The organism is Microvirga ossetica (assembly GCF_002741015.1).
Taxonomy (GTDB): Bacteria; Pseudomonadota; Alphaproteobacteria; order Rhizobiales; family Beijerinckiaceae; genus Microvirga; species Microvirga ossetica.
This window is the reverse complement of sequence record NZ_CP016616.1, coordinates 3,674,797-3,694,943: the sequence shown is the minus strand read 5'-3', so window position 1 is coordinate 3,694,943 and position 20,147 is coordinate 3,674,797. Positions and strand designations below refer to the sequence as shown.

At 65.4% G+C, this 20,147-nt stretch carries 19 protein-coding genes; 10 read left to right on the top strand and 9 right to left on the bottom strand.

The annotated features are described in order from the left end of the window. Positions 1-48 precede the first annotated feature (48 nt). A complete protein-coding gene (locus BB934_RS17525; protein WP_099510784.1) occupies positions 49-804 on the top strand; it encodes an alpha/beta hydrolase in 756 nt (251 codons plus the stop codon). A gap of 16 nt (positions 805-820) precedes the next feature. Here BB934_RS17525 and BB934_RS17520 read toward each other — a convergent pair whose 3' ends face one another. The 3 genes from BB934_RS17520 to argH all read right to left on the bottom strand — a co-directional run bounded on the left by BB934_RS17520 (position 821) and on the right by argH (position 3,129). Then, complete coding sequence (locus BB934_RS17520; RefSeq protein ID WP_099510783.1) at positions 821-1,087, bottom strand: BQ00720 family protein; 267 nt, start codon at positions 1,085-1,087, stop codon at positions 821-823. Positions 1,088-1,114: 27 nt separating this feature from the next. Beyond that, on the bottom strand, positions 1,115-1,549 hold the full coding sequence (locus tag BB934_RS17515; RefSeq protein ID WP_099510782.1) for an Hsp20 family protein: 435 nt from the start codon (positions 1,547-1,549) through the stop codon (positions 1,115-1,117). Between the two features lie 179 nt (positions 1,550-1,728). After that, on the bottom strand, positions 1,729-3,129 hold the full coding sequence (gene argH / locus BB934_RS17510; protein WP_418294700.1) for an argininosuccinate lyase: 1,401 nt from the start codon (positions 3,127-3,129) through the stop codon (positions 1,729-1,731). A gap of 207 nt (positions 3,130-3,336) precedes the next feature. Between argH and BB934_RS17505 the strand changes: the two genes are divergently transcribed. The 6 genes from BB934_RS17505 to BB934_RS17480 are packed head-to-tail and all read left to right on the top strand — an operon-like array spanning position 3,337 to position 9,667. Further along, the gene (locus tag BB934_RS17505) at positions 3,337-4,932 is read left to right on the top strand and encodes an ABC transporter substrate-binding protein (RefSeq protein ID WP_099512971.1); all 1,596 of its coding nucleotides are present in this window, start codon (positions 3,337-3,339) and stop codon (positions 4,930-4,932) included. Between the two features lie 7 nt (positions 4,933-4,939). Further along, on the top strand, positions 4,940-5,998 hold the full coding sequence (locus tag BB934_RS17500) for an ABC transporter permease (protein ID WP_418294699.1): 1,059 nt from the start codon (positions 4,940-4,942) through the stop codon (positions 5,996-5,998). Further along, positions 5,998-6,930 carry an ABC transporter permease gene (locus BB934_RS17495; protein WP_099510780.1) on the top strand — a complete coding sequence of 311 codons (933 nt, stop codon included), beginning with the start codon at positions 5,998-6,000 and terminating at the stop codon, positions 6,928-6,930. The genes BB934_RS17500 and BB934_RS17495 overlap by 1 nt, the downstream gene beginning before the upstream one ends. After that, a complete protein-coding gene (locus BB934_RS17490) occupies positions 6,930-7,763 on the top strand; it encodes an ABC transporter ATP-binding protein (protein ID WP_099512969.1) in 834 nt (277 codons plus the stop codon). Before BB934_RS17495 ends, BB934_RS17490 begins: the two co-directional genes overlap by 1 nt. A gap of 16 nt (positions 7,764-7,779) precedes the next feature. Beyond that, the gene (locus BB934_RS17485; RefSeq protein ID WP_099512967.1) at positions 7,780-8,562 is read left to right on the top strand and encodes an ABC transporter ATP-binding protein; all 783 of its coding nucleotides are present in this window, start codon (positions 7,780-7,782) and stop codon (positions 8,560-8,562) included. 37 nt (positions 8,563-8,599) lie between these two features. Continuing rightward, positions 8,600-9,667 carry a dipeptidase gene (locus tag BB934_RS17480; RefSeq protein ID WP_099510779.1) on the top strand — a complete coding sequence of 356 codons (1,068 nt, stop codon included), beginning with the start codon at positions 8,600-8,602 and terminating at the stop codon, positions 9,665-9,667. Positions 9,668-9,815: 148 nt separating this feature from the next. Here BB934_RS17480 and BB934_RS17475 read toward each other — a convergent pair whose 3' ends face one another. From BB934_RS17475 to BB934_RS17460, 4 genes are all read right to left on the bottom strand, one after another. Next, positions 9,816-10,655 (bottom strand): ABC transporter permease, encoded by an 840-nt coding sequence (locus BB934_RS17475; protein ID WP_099510778.1) that lies wholly within the window; start codon positions 10,653-10,655, stop codon positions 9,816-9,818. A 7-nt stretch (positions 10,656-10,662) separates the two neighbouring features. After that, a complete protein-coding gene (locus BB934_RS17470) occupies positions 10,663-11,532 on the bottom strand; it encodes an ABC transporter permease (RefSeq protein ID WP_099510777.1) in 870 nt (289 codons plus the stop codon). Next, positions 11,529-12,623, bottom strand: coding sequence for an ABC transporter ATP-binding protein (locus tag BB934_RS17465; protein ID WP_099510776.1), 1,095 nt, complete (start codon positions 12,621-12,623; stop codon positions 11,529-11,531). The genes BB934_RS17470 and BB934_RS17465 overlap by 4 nt, the downstream gene beginning before the upstream one ends. An 80-nt stretch (positions 12,624-12,703) precedes the next feature. Continuing rightward, positions 12,704-13,777 (bottom strand): extracellular solute-binding protein, encoded by a 1,074-nt coding sequence (locus tag BB934_RS17460; protein ID WP_099510775.1) that lies wholly within the window; start codon positions 13,775-13,777, stop codon positions 12,704-12,706. Between the two features lie 172 nt (positions 13,778-13,949). Between BB934_RS17460 and pip the strand changes: the two genes are divergently transcribed. Continuing rightward, positions 13,950-14,894, top strand: coding sequence for a prolyl aminopeptidase (pip, locus tag BB934_RS17455; protein WP_099510774.1), 945 nt, complete (start codon positions 13,950-13,952; stop codon positions 14,892-14,894). Positions 14,895-15,133: 239 nt separating this feature from the next. Here the strand turns inward: pip and BB934_RS17450 are convergent, their stop codons facing one another. Further along, positions 15,134-15,922 (bottom strand): 3-hydroxybutyrate dehydrogenase, encoded by a 789-nt coding sequence (locus BB934_RS17450; RefSeq protein WP_099510773.1) that lies wholly within the window; start codon positions 15,920-15,922, stop codon positions 15,134-15,136. Between the two features lie 223 nt (positions 15,923-16,145). Between BB934_RS17450 and pxpB the strand changes: the two genes are divergently transcribed. Further along, on the top strand, positions 16,146-16,865 hold the full coding sequence (gene pxpB / locus BB934_RS17445) for a 5-oxoprolinase subunit PxpB (RefSeq protein WP_099510772.1): 720 nt from the start codon (positions 16,146-16,148) through the stop codon (positions 16,863-16,865). After that, the gene (locus BB934_RS17440; RefSeq protein WP_099510771.1) at positions 16,862-17,887 is read left to right on the top strand and encodes a 5-oxoprolinase subunit C family protein; all 1,026 of its coding nucleotides are present in this window, start codon (positions 16,862-16,864) and stop codon (positions 17,885-17,887) included. Before pxpB ends, BB934_RS17440 begins: the two co-directional genes overlap by 4 nt. A 34-nt stretch (positions 17,888-17,921) precedes the next feature. Here the strand turns inward: BB934_RS17440 and BB934_RS17435 are convergent, their stop codons facing one another. Next, entirely contained in the window at positions 17,922-20,129 is a 2,208-nt protein-coding gene (locus BB934_RS17435) for a malate synthase G (RefSeq protein ID WP_099510770.1), read from the bottom strand. Between the last annotated feature and the right edge of the window lie 18 nt (positions 20,130-20,147).

Sequence of the window (20,147 nt, the reverse complement as noted above, 5' to 3'; positions counted from 1 at the left end):
AGAATCGTCTAGAACGCTTGCTTCAAAGCAGTTGAGGATGAGTTAACCATGCCGCAAAGCGTCACGGTCGGCCAGGATGCCCGCCCCATCGCCGTGCTGTCCAGGGAGGGCAAAGGCCCGCCGGTCGTCTGGCTCGGCGGCTTCAAGTCCGACATGCGGGCGACCAAGGCCACCGCCATCGACGAGTGGGCGGAAGCGAACGGCCGCGCCTTCCTCCGCTTCGACTACAGCGGCCACGGCGAGTCGGGCGGCGCCTTCGAGGACGGGACGATTTCCCGCTGGCTCGAAGATGCGCTGACCGTGATCGAGCGGTTTGTGAAGGAGCGTCCCATCTTCGTCGGTTCGTCCATGGGCGGCTGGGTCAGCCTTCTCGCGGCCCGGCATCTCATGGAGACGCGGCCCGACATCGCGCCGGCCGGGATCGTCCTCATCGCCCCGGCCGTGGACATGACCGAGCGGCTGATGTGGGAGCGCTTCCCCGAGGAGCTGCGGCGCAGCGTGCAGGTGACCGGGGTCTATCACCGCCCCTCGGCCTATTCGGACGATCCCTACCCGATCACCTGGAAGCTGATCGAGGATGGAAGGCGCCACCTGCTCCTCGGGCAGCCTATCAAGACCGGCTGCCCAGTTCACATCCTGCAGGGCATGGAGGATCCCGACGTGCCCTGGAGCCATGCGCTGCAGCTTGTGGAGCACCTGCCGGGAGACAGCGTCTCGCTCACCCTGATCAAGGACGGCGATCACCGCCTCTCACGGCCGGAGGACATCGAACGCCTGATCGCGGCGGTGGCGGCAGTTGCCTAGAGGAGAGGTGGTCAGCCTAATGCAAGCTCACCGTGGTCAGGTCATGCGCCCAGGCATTGGCGACCGCGGCGTCGCGGTTGTCGGTCAGCAGGATGGGCTCGCCGCTGGCGGATACGAGCGCGAAGAGCTGCATGCCCGGCTGAAGCTTCGGCGCCTGCGGGAACAGCCGGGCGACCTCGTCGGCCTCCATCGGCTTCACATAGGCCATCTCGCCCAGGCCCAGACTCGCCAGCTCGGTCACATCGACGACCGGCTCAGCGTAGTTTTTGATATCGAAGTTCATAGACTTCTCCTTATCGAGCGGATGCCGTCACACCTTGTCCGGGGCGCTTATGTCGATTTTGCGGACGATCCGCTCCGGCTCGGGCCGGACGAGATCGATCGACAGAAGACCGTTGGACAGGTCCGCGCCCATCACCTCCATGCCGTCGACAAGGAGGAAGGTGCGCTGGAACTGACGGGCGGCGATGCCGCGATGAAGGAAGTGCCTTGTCTTGTCATCGGACTGGCGTCCCCGGATGACGAGCTGGCTCTCCTCCAGGGTCACCTCGAGCTGGTCCCGGGTGAATCCGGCAACGGCCAGGGTGATGCGGAGGCGTTCCGGGGCGTTCTCGGTGCGGGCCAGGCGCTCGATATTGTAGGGCGGATAACCGTCCCCTGCGGCTTTGGAGACTCGGTCGAGCGCCTGCTCGATCTCATCGAAGCCTAACAGAAACGGGTGCCCGAAGGGCGACTGACGCGACATGTTCGAAGCCCAAGGTTAGAGGCACTTCGGTGATCCCGGGCCCGCATCCGCGGCACCCGGATGGCTCCGGACAGGAGCCGTTGTCAGCAATATGGTTATGGTGTCCTGCCCCATCAAGACCCTCTGCCGGGAGGCCCGGGCAGGGGCCGTTTTACGGTGAATTCCGGCGCGGAGGCGGGTCAGACGCGCTCCCGCCACCAGGCGACCTGCTCGGCCACGCGCACAGGCGAGGTGCCGCCGAAGCTCGTCCGGGAGCGGACGGAATTCTCGACCCCCAGCACGTCGTAGATGCCCTGGTGGATCTTCGGTTCGACCGCTTGCATGGCCTCGAGCGGCAGCTCCTCCAGGCTGCAGCCACGCTTCTCGGCCTCCGAGACGATGCGCCCGGTGATGTGGTGGGCATCGCGGAAGGGGATGTTGAGGCTGCGCACGAGCCAGTCGGCGAGATCGGTCGCCGTCGAGAAGCCGGCCCCGGCCACCGCCGCCATGCGCTCCGGCACGGGCTCCAGGTCCTTGATCATGCCGGTCGTCGCGGCGAGCACGATCTCGATGGTGTCGGCGGCGTCGAAGAGCTGCTCCTTGTCCTCCTGCATGTCCTTGGAATACGCGAGCGGCAGGCCCTTCATGACGGTGAGCAGCGAGACCAGCGAGCCGATCACGCGGCCGGTCTTGCCGCGCACCAGCTCGGCGGCGTCCGGGTTGCGCTTCTGCGGCATCATGCTGGAGCCGGTGGTCCAGCGGTCGGGCAGGCGGACGAAGCCGAAGGGGGCTGACATCCAGATGATAATTTCTTCCGCAAGACGTGACAGATGCACGGCGCAGATGGAAGCCGCTGCCATGAACTCGAGCAGGCTGTCCCGGTCGGAGACGGTATCGAGCGAATTCCGGGTCGGGCCGTCGAAGCCCATCGCCTTGGCGGTCATGTGCCGATCGATGGGGAAAGACGTGCCGGCGAGCGCGCCGGCGCCCAGCGGGCATTCGTTGAGGCGCTTGCGGGAATCGCGGAAGCGGCTGCGGTCGCGGCCGAACATCTCCACATAGGCCATGAGGTGGTGCCCGAAGGTCACCGGCTGGGCGCTCTGGAGATGGGTGAAGCCCGGCATGACGGTGGCGGCATGAGCCTCCGCCTTGTCGAGCAGCGCCTTGATCAGGTTCGTGAGCTGCTCGTCGGTCCGGTCATGGGCCTCGCGCACCCAGAGGCGGGCATCGGTGGCGACCTGGTCGTTGCGGCTGCGGGCGGTGTGGAGGCGCGCCGCCGGATCGCCGGCGATCTCGCGTAGCCTGCTCTCCACGTTCATGTGGATGTCTTCGAGCGCCTTCGAGAAGGTGAACGAGCCGGACTCGATCTCGCCGAGCACCCGCTGGAGGCCCTGGTGGATGGCGTCCCGATCGCTCTCGGCGATGATCCCCTGCTTGGCCAGCATGGTGCTGTGGGCGATGGAGCCCTGGATGTCCTGGGAGGCCAGCCGCTTGTCGAAGTCGATGGAGGCGTTGATGGCTTCCATGGGCGCGCTGGGCGAGGACGAGAACCGTCCGCCCCACATGGTGTTGGCACCCGGTTTCTTGGCTTCTTCCGACACTGTGCTTCATCCGTTCGAGAGGGTCGCCGAGCCTTTGCCACAGTTTTCCGTCCAAGGCCAATCCGGATCGCCGCCCATGCCCTCCCTTTGGGCAGCCTGCGCATTGTTTGCCAGTTTAAAACCACTTGCTGGACTCGACAGCTTTTGTGTGATTTGCATTCATGTTGGCGCAACAAAAAGCGCTTTGAGCGCTGTAAGGGAATGGCCATGACGCGACTTCCAAAATTTCTCCTATCCGCAGCCATGGTTGCCACCATGGCGACCTCTTTCTCCGCCGTGATGGCGGCAACGCCGGCGGACACCCTCGTCCAGGCCTGGCAGAGCGACGACATCATCTCCCTCGACCCGGCCGAGGTGTTCGAGTTCAGCGCGTCCGAGATCATCGGCAACACCTATGAGCGCCTGATCTCCTACGACATCAAGGACGTGTCCAAGATCTCCGGACAGGTGGCCGAGTCCTGGACCGTCTCGCCCGACGGCAAGACCTATACGTTCAAGATCAAGCCCAACCGCAAGTTCGCCTCGGGCAATCCGATCACGGCCGAAGACGTGGTGTATTCGCTCCACCGCGCCGTGGCGCTCGACAAGTCCCCGGCCTTCATCCTGGGCCAGTTCGGCCTGACGAAGGACAACGTGAAGGACAAGGTCAAGCAGACCGGCCCGCTCGAGATGACCTTCGAGGTCGACAAGGCCTACGCGCCGACCCTGGTTCTCTACTGCCTCGGCAACTCGGTCGCTTCGATCGTCGACAAGAAGCTTCTGGTTCAGAACGAGAAGGACGGCGACTTCGGCTATAACTGGCTCAAGACCAAGTATGCCGGCTCCGGCCCCTACGTCATGCGCGACTGGAAGGCCAATGAGGTCCTCGTCCTCGAGCGCAACCCGAACTACGAGAAGAAGACCCCTCTCGCCCGCGTGATCTTCCGCCACATCAAGGAAACCGCGAGCCAGCGCCTTCTGCTCGAGAAGGGCGACATCGACGTGGCCCGCAACCTGAATCCGGAAGAGATCGCCGCGGTGTCCAAGAACGCGGACGTCAAGATCCAGAGCGGCCCCAAGGGCACGGTCTATTATCTCGGCCTGAACCAGAAGAACCCGAACCTGGCCAAGCCCGAGGTTCGTCAGGCCCTGAAGTATCTCGTCGACTATTCGGCGATCGCCGACACGATCATGAAGAGCAAGGGCGACGTTCACCAGAACTTCCTGCCCAAGGGCTTCCTCGGCGCCGAGACCACGACCCCCTACAAGCTCGACGTCGCCAAGGCGAAGGAGCTTCTGGCCAAGGCCGGCCTGAAGGACGGCTTCTCGGTGACCATGGACACCCGCTCCACCGCCGAGATCACCGGCATCGCGCAGGCGATGCAGCAGACCTTCGCGCAGGCCGGCATCAAGCTCGAGATCCTGCCGATGGATTCCAAGCAGGCGCTCACCAAGTACCGCGCCCGCCAGCACGACATCTATATCGGCAACTGGGGCTCGGACTACCAGGACCCGAACTCCAACGCCGACACCTTCGCGGCCAACGACGACAACTCGGACAATGCGAAGGCAAAGCCCCTCGCATGGCGCAATGCCTGGGATCCGGGCCCGCTGACGGCCAAGACCCGCGCCGCCGTGATGGAGCGTGACGCCGAGAAGCGCGCAGCCATGTACAAGGAACTGCAGAAGTCGGTTCTCGACGACGGCCCGTTCGTGATCTTCCTGCAGCAGACGGAAGTCGCTGCCGTGCGCAAGAACGTGAGCGACTTCGTTCTCGGCCCGTCCTTCAGCGACAACGACGTGTCACAGGCCAAGAAGAACTGACATCTCGATGGTTTCAGCAGTCATGAACGGGGGCGGAGGGCACGGCAGTGCCCTCCGCTCCTTCCTTAAGAAAGTCGCCCAGTTCGTCATCGTACTGGCGACGACCCTCCTCGGCCTTGTCGCCGTCACCTTCTTCATCGGCCGCGTCGTTCCCATTGACCCCGTCATCGCCGTCGTCGGCGACCGGGCGCCGGCCCATGTCTACGAGCGCGTCCGCACCGAGCTCGGCCTCGACCGGCCGCTGATCGAGCAGTTCGTCATCTACGTGAAGAAGGCCGCCACCGGCGATTTCGGCAATTCGGTGCTCACCACCAATCCGGTGATGACCGACATCGTCAACGTCTTCCCGGCGACGCTGGAGCTTGCCACCCTCGGCACCCTGATCGGCGTGCTCGTCGGCATCCCGCTCGGCGTTCTCGCCGCGGTGAAGCGCGGCACCCTGATCGACCAGTTCGTGCGCGTGCTCGGCCTCGTGGGCTATTCGGTGCCGATCTTCTGGCTCGGCCTGATGGGCCTCCTGCTGTTCTACGCCAAGCTCGGCTGGGTGGCGGGTCCCGGGCGCCTCGACGTGACCTATTCCTATCTCTACACGCCGGTCACCGGCATCGTGCTGCTCGACACCGCCATGCAGGGCCAGTGGGACGCGTTCTGGGACGCGGTTTCGCATGTCCTCCTGCCGGCCTGCCTGCTCGGATATTTCTCGCTCGCCTATATCAGCCGCATGACGCGCTCCTTCATGCTCAACGAGCTGGCGCAGGAATACGTGATCGCGGCGCGGGTGAAGGGCCTGTCCGAGATGCGCGTGATCTGGCGCCATGCCCTGCGCAATGCGGCCGTTCCTCTCGTGACGGTGATCGCCCTTTCCTATGCCAACCTGCTCGAAGGCTCCGTGCTCACCGAGACGGTGTTTGCATGGCCGGGGCTCGGTCAGTACATCACCAATTCCCTGCAGAACGCGGACATGAACGCGGTGCTCGGCGGGACCCTCGTGATCGGGACCGTCTTCGTGCTGCTCAACCTCGTCTCCGACCTGCTCTATCGTCTGCTCGATCCGAGGACCCGCTGATGGCCGGCAGCCCTCTTGCTGAACAACCCGCAGGCCTTCGGGCCTGGCTGCTCTCCGCAGAGCCGCATTCCCGCTGGCAGGCGCGGCTCGGCCGCTTCTATCTCGGCTGGCGCGCCTTCTCCCGCAATCCGCTCGCGGTCGTCGGCCTCGGCATCGTCATCCTGCTGATCCTGCTGGCGGTGTTTGCCGATTTCATCGCGCCCTATTCGCCTGTCGTCGGCGGAGACCTGCGCACGCAGCGCCTCCTGCCGCCGAGCGAGACCTTCTGGTTCGGCACGGACGACCAGGCGCGGGACATCTTCTCCCGCGTGGTCTACGGCTCGCGGATCACGCTCTTCGTCGTGGTGCTGGTGGCGCTGATCGCAACGCCCATCGGTCTCCTGGTCGGCACCGTCTCCGGCTATCTCGGCGGCTGGGTCGATACCGTGCTAATGCGGATCACCGACATCTTTCTCGCCTTCCCCCGCCTCGTCCTGGCGCTGGCCTTCGTGGCGGCTTTAGGCCCCGGCATCGAGAATGCCATCATCGCCATCGCGATCACCTCCTGGCCGCCTTATGCCCGCATCGCCCGCGCCGAGACGCTGATGATCCGCAACAGCGATTTCATCGCGGCCGTGAAGCTGCAGGGCGCATCGACGCCGCGCATCATCCTCGGCCACGTGGTGCCGCTCTGCCTCTCATCCCTCATCGTGCGCGTGACGCTCGACATGGCCGGCATCATCCTCACCGCGGCGGGCCTCGGCTTCCTCGGTCTCGGCGCACAGCCGCCGATGCCGGAATGGGGCGCCATGGTCGCCACCGGCCGCAACTATCTCATCGACCAATGGTGGGTCGCCGCCATGCCGGGCCTGGCCATCTTCGTGGTGAGCCTCGGCTTCAACCTGCTCGGCGACGGCCTGCGCGACGTTCTCGATCCGAAGGCTGCCAAATGATGAAGCCGCTTCTCGACGTCGAAGACCTGCGCGTCCGCTTCCACCTGCGCACGGGCATCGTGGAAGCCGTGCGCGGCGTGTCCTTCCAGCTCGGCCGCGAGCGCCTCGGCATCGTGGGTGAGTCGGGCTCCGGCAAGTCGCAGACGGGCCGCGCCATTCTCGGCCTCACCCCTCCCCCCGGCGAGGTGACGGCCAAGCGCCTCGCCTTCGACGGGATCGACCTGCTCACCGCCTCGAACCGGACGTTACGCACCTTGCGCGGCGGGCGCATCAGCATGGTGATGCAGGACCCGAAATATTCGCTGAACCCGGTCATGACCATCGGCGAGCAGATCATCGAGGCCTATCAGGCCCATGCCAAGGCCAGCCGCAGCGAGGCTCGCGACAAGGCGCTCGCGATGCTGGAGGCCGTGAAGATGCGCGATCCGCAGCGCGTCTTCGCGCTCTATCCGCACGAGGTGTCGGGCGGCATGGGCCAGCGCGCCATGATCGCCATGATGCTGGTGACGGATCCCGACCTGCTCATCGCCGACGAGCCGACCTCGGCGCTCGACGTGACGGTCTCGATGGAGGTGCTGCGCATTCTCGACGAGCTCGTCACCGAGCGCGGCATGGGTCTGATCTTCATCTCGCACGATCTCAAGCTCGTCTCGTCCTTCTGCGACCGTGTGCTGGTGATGTATGCGGGCCACGTGGTCGAGGAGCTCGAGGCCAAGAACCTGCGGGACGCGCAGCATCCCTATACGCAGGGCCTAATGCGCTGCCTGCCGACGCTGGTGGACGACGTTCGCCCGCTCCCCACCCTGAACCGCGACCCCGCATGGGCATTGTGACTTGGGCGCTGTAACGATGCTCGATATCCAGAAACTTCAAGTCGTCTACGGCACGGGCCGCCTCAGGGTCGATGCGGTCAAGGACGTGAGCTTCCATGTGGAGCCGGGCGCTGCCTATGGGCTCGTCGGCGAATCCGGCTCCGGCAAGTCGACGGTTTTGCGCGCCTTCTGCGGCCTGGCACCGGTCAGCGGCGGGCGCGTCCTCGTCGACGGGAAGGAAGTCACCACGCCGCGGACGAAGGCCTTCTACCGCACCGTGCAGATGGTCTTCCAGGACCCCTACGCCTCGCTCCATCCGCGACACACGGTCGACCGCACGCTCTCCGAGCCGCTCGCGATCCATGGCGAGAAGAATAATGCGGAGGCGCGCATCCTGCAGGCTTTGCGCGAGGTGGGTCTCGGCCCCTCCTTCCGCTTCCGCTACCCGCACCAATTGTCCGGCGGCCAGCGCCAGCGCATCGCCATCGCCCGCGCGCTCATCCTGCGCCCGAAGGTGCTGCTGCTCGACGAGCCGACCTCCGCGCTCGACGCCTCCGTTCAGGCGGAGATCCTGAACCTGCTCGACGATCTGCGCCGCAATCTCGGGCTGACCTATATCCTCGTCAGCCACGACCTCGCCGTCGTCGCCCATCTGTGCGAGCGGCTGCTCGTCATGCGCCATGGCGAGGCGGTCGAGGAAACCACCGCCGAGGCCTTGCGCTCGGGCGCGGCGTCGAACGAGTATACCCAGTCGCTGATCCAGGCGAGCCAGGGCTACTCCCGTGCCGCCAGGCAGCCGGATGCGGCGCTGGCCGGTTGAACACCTTATTTTACTTCTAACCGCTTGATGTGAACCGATGCCCCATTCTTCGCTTATGCCCGTTTTCGATGGTCACAACGATGTCCTGCTGCGCCTGATGCGCGGCAAGATCCCGCCGGAGCAGGCCTTCCTGGAGGGCGACAATATCGGGCACCTCGACTGGCCGCGCATGAAGCAGGGCGGCTTCGTCGGAGGCTTCTTCGCGGTCTATGTGCCGTCAGAGAGCGCGGGCGTCGATATCGACACGCTCATGACGCATACGCAATACGACGTGCCCCTGCCCTCAGCCCTGCCGCTGGCCTCGAGCCAGCAGGTCACGCTGCATATGGCAGCACTCCTCATGCGCATCGAGCGGGCCTCGAAGGGCGAGGTGAAGATCTGCCGCAATGCGGCCGACATCCGCCACTGCATCGACACGGGCAAGCTCGCCGCCATCCTGCATATCGAGGGCGCCGAGGGCATCGATCCGGACCTTTACATGCTCGACGTGCTCTACGAGGCGGGCTTACGCTCCATCGGCCCGGTCTGGAGCCGCCCCAACACCTTCGGCCACGGCGTGCCGTTCCGCTATCCCGCGACGCCGGACACAGGCCCCGGCCTCACCGACCGCGGCTTCGAGCTGGTGCGCGCCTGCAACCGCCTCAAGATCATGCTCGACCTCTCGCATCTGAACGAGAAGGGTTTTTGGGAGGTGGCACGCCTCTCCGATGCGCCGCTCGTCGCGACCCATTCCAATGCGTGGGAGATCTGCCGGCATTCGCGCAACCTCACGGACAGGCAGCTTGCCGCGATCCGCGAGAGCCGCGGCATGGTGGGCGTGAACTTCGCCACCTCCTTCATCCGCCCCGACGGCCAGCGCAACGACGACACGCCGCTGGAGGAGATGATCCGCCACATGGATCACCTGATCGAGCATGTGGGCATCGACGGCGTCGGCCTCGGCTCCGATTTCGACGGCGCGACGATTCCCGCCGAGATCGGCGACGTCACCGGCCTGCCGCGTCTCGTCGACGCCATGCGCCGCCATGGCTACGACGAAGCGACCCTGCGCAAGCTCTGCTACGAGAACTGGGTGAACGTGCTGGAGCGCACCTGGGGGCGGTAAATCCAGTTTAAGTCAATCTCAAACCTCATCCTGAGGAGGATTGCATGAGCAATCCGTCTCGAAGGAGGATCCAGCGCACACTGGAATCTCCTTCGAGACGCAGCCTGACGGCTGCTCCTCAGGATGAGGGCTGGGTTCTATTTAGGTTTCACCGCTCCGCCTTCGCCGTCAGCGCGAAGACGCTCGCGATGACGCCGACGCCGAGCATCAGCAGCAGGCTCACCGCATTGATCGCCGGCGACGCGCCCTCGCGCATCTGGCCGTACATGGCGATCGGAAGGGGCGATTCGGAGCCGACGAGCATCAGGGTCGTGTTGAAGTTCTCGAACGACATCAGGAGCGCCACGAGCCCTGCGCCGATGAGCGCCGGGCGCAGGAACGGCAACGTCACCGTGCGCAGCACCCGCGCGCGGCTGGCGCCGAGATCGAAGGCGGCCTCCTCCAGCGAACGGTCGAACTTGCGCAGGCGCGCGGCGATGATCAGCGTCGCAATCGTCAGGATGAAGGAGAGCTGCCCGAGCACCACGAGCGGCAGGCCGGGCCTCAAGAGGTCGAGATCGGTCTGAAGCCAGTCCTCGAGCCCGTTCGCCACGCGCGAGAAGAAGGCGAGGATCGAGATGCCGAGCACCACGCCGGGGATGACGAGGGGCCAGAGCATCATCATGGCGAGAAGAGTCTTGCCGCGAAACTCCGCCCGCTCCAGCACCCAGGCATTCACGGTGCCGATGAGCACGGCGAGCAGCGCCACGGGGATCGCTACCTTGAAGCTGTTGCCGATGCTGCTCAGCCAGATCGGGTCCATCAGCACGCCAGGCTTGCCGAGGACGGCGCCGGTGCCGGTGAACCATTCGAGCGTGAAGCCGCGCCAGGGTGGCGAGGGAAACTGGCTCGCGTTGAAGGCGAAGATCGCCACGACCAGGAGCGGCGCGAACAGGAAGAGGTAGAACGCCGCGATGTAGAGCTTCCAGGTGAAGGACGGTCGGTTCATGGCGATCTCAAGCCTGCTTCAAGGTGGTGCCGAGGTTCTGGCCGGTGAGGCGCAGGCCCAGCCACACGATGGCGGAAGAGAGCAACAGGAGCAGCATGCCGAAGGCCGCACCCTGCGGCCAGTTGAAGCGCGTGATGAACTGCGCGTAGATCTGCTCGGTGAACCACAAGCCGTTCTTGCCCCCGAGCAGCACCGGCGTCGCGAAATTGCCGATCGTGAGCATGAACACGATGATCGAGCCGGCGACGATGCCGGGCATGGCATGGGGAATGACGATGCGGCGCAAAACGGTCCAGCGGCTGCCGCCGAGATCGTATCCGGCCTCGACCACGGCGGGCTCCAGGCTCTCCAGCGCATTGGCGAGCGGCACGATCATGAAGAGAAGCCCGCCATAGACGAGGCCGAGGATCACCGCGCCATCGTTGTAGAGAAGCTCGACCGGCTGGCTCGCAAGCCCCACCGCGCGCAAGGCATAGGAGATCACGCCGGTCTCGCGCAGAAGGATCATCCAGCCGAGCGTGCGAACCAGTTCCGACACCCAGAACGGCAGCAGGCAGAGCAGCAGCAGCATCGCCTTCAGCCGGCCCTGCGCCACACGGGCGATGTAAAGCGCGATGGGAAAGGCGAGCACGAGGGTGAGCGCCGTCACCAGGATCGACATGAAGGCCGTGCGCGCGAAGGTGCGCCAATAGAGCGGCTCGGTGAAGAACTCGAGATAGTTGCCGAAACCGAAGGCATAGACCCGCGGCGCCACGCGCTCGCTGAAGGAGAGGATCAGGATCTCCACATGCGGCAGCACGATGAGGAGCCCGAGCCACAGGATCGCGGGAGCGAGCAGCAGGAAAAGCGTGAGGCGCAGCGCGGGTTTTGCGTTCATGCGGCAAAGACCTTCATCGCATCCGCCGTCCAGCCCACATGGACCGGCGCGCCGACCTCGATGCCCGCGAGCGGCCCGGCCTGGGGCAGCACGGCGCGCACGGGCTGGTCGAAGCCCGCCGTGTCGATGAGCAGGCTAGACGCGGCGCCGTCGAACAGCACGGCGGAGACGCGGCCTTCGAAACGGTTCGGCAGGCTGGCGAGCGAGGATTGATCCTGCGCCAGCGCCACGGCCTCGGGACGCACGAAGGCGAGCGCCTGCGCGGCACCGCTCCCCTGCCCCTGCACAACCGCTCCCGAGGCAAGGCGCACGGCGACGGCTCCATCGGCAGCCGATGCGGCCTGCCCCTGCCAGCGATTGGTCTCGCCGACGAAACTTGCGACGAAGGGCGTCGCCGGGCTGTGATAGAGCTCGCGCGGACTTCCCACCTGCTCGAACCGGCCCTGGTTCATCACGGCGATGCGGTCGGACATCACAAGGGCCTCGGACTGGTCGTGCGTGATGTAGGCGAAGGTGGTGTTGAACGTGCCCTGCAGCTGCTTGAGCTCGATCTTCATATGCTCGCGCAGCTTGAGATCGAGCGCGCCGAGCGGCTCGTCGAGGAGCACGAGGGTGGGCTCGAGCACGAGGCAGCGGGCGATGGCCACGCGCTGGCGCTGGCCGCCGGACAACGCGGTCACGCGCCGGTCGCCAAAACCTTTCAGGCCGACGCGCTCCAGCATGCGGCCCGCGCGCTCCTCGGCCTCCGCGCGGGAAACGCCGCGGCAGGTGAGCCCATAGGCCACGTTCTCGCCGACGCTCATCATGGGAAAGAGCGCAAGGCTCTGGAACACCATGTTGACCGGGCGCCTGTTCGCCGGAACGCCGATCATTGACTGGCCGCGGATGCGGATATCGCCGGAGGTCGGATGCTCGAACCCGGCGATCATGCGCATCAGGGTGGTCTTGCCGCAGCCGGAGGGCCCGAGGATCGAGAAGAACTCGCCCGGCGCGACGCTGAACGTCACGTCGTCGACGGCCGCGTGGCTGCCGAAACGCTTGATGACGTTGACGATGTCGAGATCGGTGGCGGGGTGGGTGGAATTTGCCATGACGCTGCCAACAGAAGCTGCCGATACAAAAAGTCATCCCCCGGACAGGCCGGGGGATGACGATACACCACAATCAGGTTTTACGAACCGGCCTTCAGGCGGTCGAGAACCTTGCCCTCGATCTCCTCGAGGCCCGCCGGCACCGCCGGATACCACTTGATGTTGTCGATGGCGGCCTTCGGGAAGCTCTCGGCGAACTGGTCCTTCAGCTTGCCCTGCATGAGCTTGTCGGCGCCGTTGGAAGCCGTGAAGTTGCCGGCGGCTGCGGCAACTTTTGCCGCGATCTCCGGACGCATGTTGAAGTTGATCCACTTGTAGGCGGCGTCGTCGTTGCGGCCCTTGGCGGGAATCGCGAAGGTGTCGACCCAGCCCAGCGCGCCGGACTTGGGCGCGATGAACTTCATGTCCGGGTTCTCGGCGTTGAGCTTCCAGCCGCCCGTATCCCAGGCCATGGCGGCGACGATCTCGCCGGAACGCACGGCGTTGAGGAGCTGATCGGAACCCTCCCAGAAGAACTTCACGTTCTTCTTGCACTCGGCGAGCTTGGCGCCGACCTTGTCCATCAGCGCGGCATAGGCCTTCGCATCGCCATAGGCAGCGAAGGGATCCATGCCGTTGGCGAAGGCAAACGCAATCAGCGCCGGACGCTTGGCGCGGAAGCTGGCCTTGCCGGTGACGGCAGGACCGCAGAGGTCGTTGTAGTCGGCGACGTTCGGCGCAGCCTTGGTGTTCACGACGAGACCGTCCGTGCCCCAGATATGCGGAACGCCATAGACCTTGCCGTCGGTGGTGGTGTTCTTCTTGGTCGCTTCCAGCATGGAGGCGATGAACTGGTCGGACTTGAGCTTGGACAGATCGAGCGGCTTGTAGATGCCGAACTCCGCCTGCGGGCCGGCGATGCGGTCCTGGCTCGGCTGAGCGAGATCGAAGCCCGCGCCTTGCGTGGCGCGCAGCTTGGAGATCATCTCCTCGTTGTTCGACGTCGTCACCTCGACCTCGATGCCGGTCTCCTTCGTGAAGTCGGCGACGACATCGGCCGGTGCGTAGCCGGACCAGGTCAGGAGCCGCAGCTTCTCGGCGGCCTCGGCCGAGCCGACGATCATGAGAGCGGCGAGGGCCGTAGCCAGCTTCAGGCTGGCGCGTTTGGTCAACATCTTAAGTCCTCCAGTGTGGCTGGGCTTTTACCCATGTTCCCCAGTTGCAAAACTATATGACAGTGAAACGACACGCCAGAGGATTCGGAGCCGGCTTAGGATATGACGTAGCGGCTGACAGGGGCTTCCCGCCCGGTTATGGATAAGCTCCCTTCTGAAGCCGAGCCTCTTCATGCGCAGTTTCTACCCCGAAATAGAACCCTACGATCACGGCATGCTCGATGTCGGCGACGGACACCACGTCTATTGGGAATTGTGCGGCAACCCGAACGGCAAACCCGTGGTTTTCCTTCATGGCGGCCCAGGCGGCGGCTGCGCGCCGGCTCAGCGCCGGCTGTTCGATCCGGACAAGTACCGCATCCTGCTCTTCGATCAGCGCGGCTGCGGCCGCTCGAAGCCCTATGCGAGCCTCGAAGCCAACACCACCTGGCACCTCGTGGCCGATATCGAGCGCCTGCGCGAAATGATCGGTGTGGACAAGTGGATGGTGTTCGGCGGCTCCTGGGGCTCGACCCTGGCGCTGGCCTATGCCCAGACCCATCCCGAGCGCGTCACCGAGCTCGTGCTGCGCGGCATCTTCACCTTACGTCGCTCGGAGCTGCTCTGGTACTACCAGGAGGGCGCCTCCTGGATCTTCCCGGACAAATGGGAGGGCTTCCTCGCCCCGATCCCGGAGGAAGAGCGCGGCGACCTGATGGCGGCCTATCGCAGGCGCCTGATCGATCCGGATCCTGCCGTCCAGGCGAGGGCCGCGCGGGCCTGGAGCCTGTGGGAAGGCGAGACGATCACGCTCCTCCACAACCAGGGCTACAGCGACCAGTTCGGCGACGAGCATTACGCCATCGCGTTCGCCCGGATCGAGAACCACTATTTCGTCAACGAGGGCTGGTTCGAGGAGGGGCAGCTGATCCGCAACGCCCATCGCCTGAAAAACATTCCCGGCGTGATCATCCAGGGCCGCTACGACATCGCCACTCCGCCGAAATCCGCGTGGGATCTGCACAGGGCCTGGCCCGAGGCGCAGTTCATCATGGTGCCGGATGCAGGCCACGCGGTCAGCGAGCCCGGCATCACGCATCACCTCATCGAGGCGACGGACGCTTTTGCGAGGGAGTAGCGCTTTTCGTCATCCCGGATCGGCTGACGCCGTACGGGATGACGAGAGTGGCGCTTGAACCTGAACACTGTCATTCCCGCGCAGGCGGGAATCCATAACCGCTGACAATGCCGAACCGGGCGAAGGTCGTGGTTATGGATCCCGGGCTCCGCTGCGCGGCCCCGGGATGACAGTGCACTATTCTGTAAGCGATCCTGGATCTTCGCTGCGCTTCGTCCGGGATAACGCTCGAAAAAGAACTACTCCGCGGTCCAGCCGCCATCCATCGACAGGTTGGCACCCGTGATCTGGCTCGCCGCATCCGAGCAAAGGAACACCGCGAGAGCCGCCACCTGATCGACGGTCACGAATTGCTTGGTGGGCTGCGCCTCAAGGAGCACGTCGTGCATCACCTGCTCACGGGTCATGTTGCGCGCCTTCATGGTGTCGGGAATCTGCCGCTCGACGAGCGGCGTCCAGACATAGCCGGGGCTGATGCAGTTCGCCGTGACGCCGTGCGTCGCCACTTCCAGCGCCACGGTCTTGGTCAGGCCCGCGATGCCGTGCTTGGCGGCCACATAGGCCGACTTGAACGGCGAGGCGACGAGGGAATGGGCCGAGGCCGTGTTGATGATGCGGCCCCATCCGCGCGCCTTCATGCCCGCCACCGCCGCGCGGGTCGCATGGAAGGCGGAGGACAGGTTGATGGCGATGATCTGGTCCCATTTCTCGACCGGAAAGTCCTCGATCGGCGAGACGAACTGGATGCCCGCATTGTTGACGAGGATATCGACGCTGCCGAAGGTCTTTTCGCCGAGACGCACCATCTCCTCGATTTCCTGCGGCTTGGTCATGTCAGCTGGCGAATAGATCGCCTTGACCCCGAACTCGCTCTCGATCCCGGCGCGGATCTTCTCGATCTCGCCCGCATCGCCGAAGCCATTGAGGACGACGTTGGCCCCTTCCTTTGCGAAGGCAAGGGCGATGGCATGGCCGATGCCGCTGGTCGAGCCGGTCACGACGGCCGTCTTGGATGTCAAAGTCATGATCTAATCCCCTGATGCCTGGCCCCAGGCCCCCTCTCACGCTGCCATAACACGAAGGGCGCCGCGAAGGTGAGTCTATCAAAAAGAAGTAGGGGCAGCCGGGTGCCAGGGACCGACCTCACCTGCTCTTCATGCATGGCGCGATGCGGGAGGGCCCGTTGCCGGATCTCCGACAATGTGAGATTTGAGGGTCTGAGGCCGTTTCCGGAATGCCAACAGGTTCATCGTGCCGACACCGAAGATCCTTCCCTGCGGCGACAGCGCCGTGACCATCGAGTTCGGCGACAGGATCGATCCGGACATCAACGGCATGGTCCTGGCGCTCGACGACATCATTCGGGCCCGCGCACCGGCCGGCCTGCTCGAGACGGTTCCCACCTATCGCTCGCTGACCGTTCAGTTCGACCCGGTCGAAACCGATTACGAGGCCCTGATCCGGCTCGTGAACGAGGAGACGAAGGATCTGGCGCCGCGCAAGGCCGTCGGCCGGCGCTGGCGCGTGCCGGTGGTCTATGGCGGCGAATACGGGAGCGACCTCGAGGACGTGGCGGAAACCCACGGGATGACGCCTGCCCAAGTGATCGAGATCCACTCGTCGGCTATCTACCGCATCTACATGATCGGCTTCCTGCCGGGCTTCACCTATCTCGGCGGGCTCGACAAGCGGATCGCCACCTCCCGAAGGGTCCAGCCCCGCGCCAAGATTCCCTCCGGAACGATCATGATCGGCGGGGAGCAGGCCGGCATCGCGCCAATGGATATGCCGAGCGGCTGGCACAACCTCGGCCTGACGCCTGTCAGGCCCTATGCGCCGGAGCGCGATCCGATTTTCCTATTCGCCGCCGGCGACGAGATCGTCTTCGAGCCCGTCGACGCATCGCGCTGGGATGCGCTGGAGAAGGCGGCGCGCGCCGGTGAGCCGGTCGCCGAGGAGATGCGTCCATGACGGATCTTTTGGTGAAATCCTGCGGGCCGATGACCACCCTGCAGGATCGCGGCCGCCTCGGCTATCAGGGCTTCGGCGTCTCTCCCTCCGGCGCCATGGACCGCCGGGCGCTGGCGATGGCGAACGTGCTGGTGGGCAATGCTCCCGAGACGGGGGCCATCGAGTTCATGAATCTTGGCGGCTCCTTCATCTGCGAAGGCGGCGATCTCCATATCGCCCTCGTCGGTGCCGGCATCGCCATGAGCATCGACGGAGCGCCGGTCCCGCCCCAGACCTCCGCGATCCTGAAAGAAGGGCAGGTTCTCGACGTCGGCCATCCGCGCACGGGCACCTTCGCCTATCTCGCCATCGCCGGCGGCTTTGCCGTCGAGCCGCAGCTCGGAAGCCTGTCGTTTCATCTGCGCTCCCGCCTCGGCGGCCTCGACGGAGCCGCCCTCAGAGCGGGAGACCGCCTGCCCTGCCGGGCCTCGGGCGAGGAGCGCGAGCCGATGCAGCTTGCCGTGCAGCCGCCGGAGGAGGATGGCGCCATCCGCGTGATGATGGGTCCGCAGGCCGATTATTTCACGCCGGAAACTATTTATTTGTTCCTGGAAAATGATTTCACCGTCAGCGCGCTAGCAGACCGGATGGGATTCCAGCTCACCGGGCCGCGTCTCGAGCATGCGAAGGGCTTCAACATCGTCTCGGACGGCATCGTCGACGGCCATATCCAGGTGCCGGGCAGCGGCCAGCCCATCGTGCTCATGCGCGATCGGCAGACGGCGGGCGGATACCCGAAGATCGCCACCGTGATCAGCGCCGATCTCGGCCGCTTCGCGCAGCTGCGTCCGGGTACGGCCTTGCGTTTCAAAGCAGTGGAACGGGACGAGGCCGTCGCGGCGGCGCGGCGACTGAAGGACTGGATCGCCGCCCTGCCGTCGCAGCTTACGCCCGTCCGTTTCAATCTCACGACCGAGCATCTCTTGAGCCGCAACCTGATCGGCGGCACCGTCGACGCGTTCGCTCCCACGCCGCACGAATGAAAAAGGCGCCGCTGCCGCGGCGCCCTCACCCGTTCTATTTCTTCTTCGTCTTGACGCCGCTGTCCTCGGCACGGTCCGGCGCCCCAGCGGCTTTCGCCTCGCGACGGCGCGCGTGCAGGATCCACTCGGTATAGCCGTTGGGCTGCTCGCGCCCCTTGAAGATCAGGTCGCAGGCGGCGTTCCAGGCCGGGCCTTCGAATTTCGGCGCCATGGGACGATAAAGCGAATCGCCCGCATTCTGCCGGTCTACCACCTCCGCCATGCGGCGCAGGGTCTGCATCACCTGATCGTCCGAGACGATGCCGTGGCGCAGCCAGTTGGCGAGGTGCTGGCTCGAGATGCGCAAGGTCGCGCGGTCCTCCATCAGGCCCACATCGTGGATGTCCGGCACCTTGGAGCAGCCGACGCCCTGGTCGACCCAGCGCACCACATAGCCGAGAATGCCCTGGCAGTTGTTGTCGAGCTCCTGCTGCACCGCATCCGGCGCCCAGTTCGACTGCGAGACCGGAATGGTCAGGATGTCGGAGAGCTTCGCCCGCTCACGGCTCATCAGCTCCTCCTGCCGGGCCGGCACGTTGACCTGATGGTAATGCAGCGCATGCAGCGTCGCAGCGGTGGGCGACGGCACCCAGGCGGTGTTGGCGCCGGATTGCGGGTGACCGACCTTCTGAGCCAGCATGTCGGCCATCCTGTCGGGCGCCGCCCACATGCCCTTGCCGATCTGCGCCTTGCCCGGCAGGCCGCAGAGCAGGCCCACATCCACGTTGTTGTCCTCGTAGGCCTTGATCCACGCGGTCGACCGCATGTCGTTCTTGCGGACCATGGGGCCGGCTTCCATCGAGGTATGGATCTCATCGCCGGTGCGGTCGAGGAAGCCGGTGTTGATGAACACGATGCGCTCGGCCGCCGCCCGGATGCAGGCCTTGAGATTGACGGAGGTGCGCCGCTCCTCGTCCATGATGCCCATCTTGAGGGTGTTGCGGGCAAGCCCCAGCATGTCCTCGACGGCACCGAAGAGATCGTTGGCGAAGGCGACCTCGTCCGGCCCGTGCATCTTGGGCTTCACGATATAGACCGAGCCGGCGCGGCTGTTGCGCAGCGGGCCCTGACCTTTCAGGTCATGGATCGCGATCAGCGAGGTGATGGCGGCATCGAGAATGGTCTCGGGGATCTCCCGGCCTTCCTCGTCGAGCACCGCATCGGTGAACATGTGGTGGCCCACATTGCGGACCAGCATGAGGCTGCGTCCATGCAGGCGCAGCTCGCCGCCGTTCGGCATAGTGTAGACCCGGTCCGGGTTGAGGCGGCGCTCGACCGTGCGGCCGCCCTTCTCGAAGCTCTCGGCCAGATCGCCCCGCATCAGCCCGAGCCAGGTGCGGTAGATCTGAACCTTGTCGTCGGCATCCACCGCCGCGACCGAGTCCTCCAGGTCCATGATGGTCGAGACGGCCGATTCCATCACCAGATCGGCGATGCCGGCCGGATCCTCGGCGCCAATCGGGTGCGAGCGGTCGATCCTGATGTCGAGATGCAGGTTGTTGTGGCGCAGCAGCACGGAGGACGGGCTCGCCGCATCGCCCTGATAGCCGACGAAGCGCGCCGGATCGCTGAGGCCGGTCTCGGTGCCGTCGCGAAGCGTGACGACGAGCGTCCCGCCCTGGACCGCGTAGGACGCCGCATCCTCATGGCTGCCGCCTGCGAGGGGAGCGGCCTCGTCCAGCACGGCGCGGGCATGCTCCACCACCTTGGCTCCGCGCGCCTTGTTGTAGCCGCCCGAGCGGCCGGCGCCGTCCTCCTCGGAGATGGCGTCGGTGCCGTAGAGCGCGTCGTAGAGGCTGCCCCAGCGGGCATTGGCGGCATTGAGCGCATAGCGGGCATTCGACACCGGCACCACGAGCTGCGGACCGGCGATGCGGGCGATCTCGTCGTCCACGTGCTGCGTCTGGACCGAAAAATCCTCCGGCTCGGGCAGCACATAGCCGATATCGCGCAGGAACTGCTCGTACTTGGCCTGGTCGAAAGCCTTGCCCGCCAGGCCGCGGTGATACTCGTCGATCTGGCCCTGGATCTTGTCGCGGACGGCGAGCAGCTCCCGGTCGCGCGGCGCGAAGTCCCTCACGAGCCCGGCCAATCCCTCCCAGAAGGCAGCGCTCGATAGCCCCGTCCCGGCGATCGCCTCCCGCTCGATGAAATCGTGAAGAACCGGTGCAACTTGGAGGCCGTTCGTCTGGACGCGCGTCATCGTTCCCGCTTTCGGTAG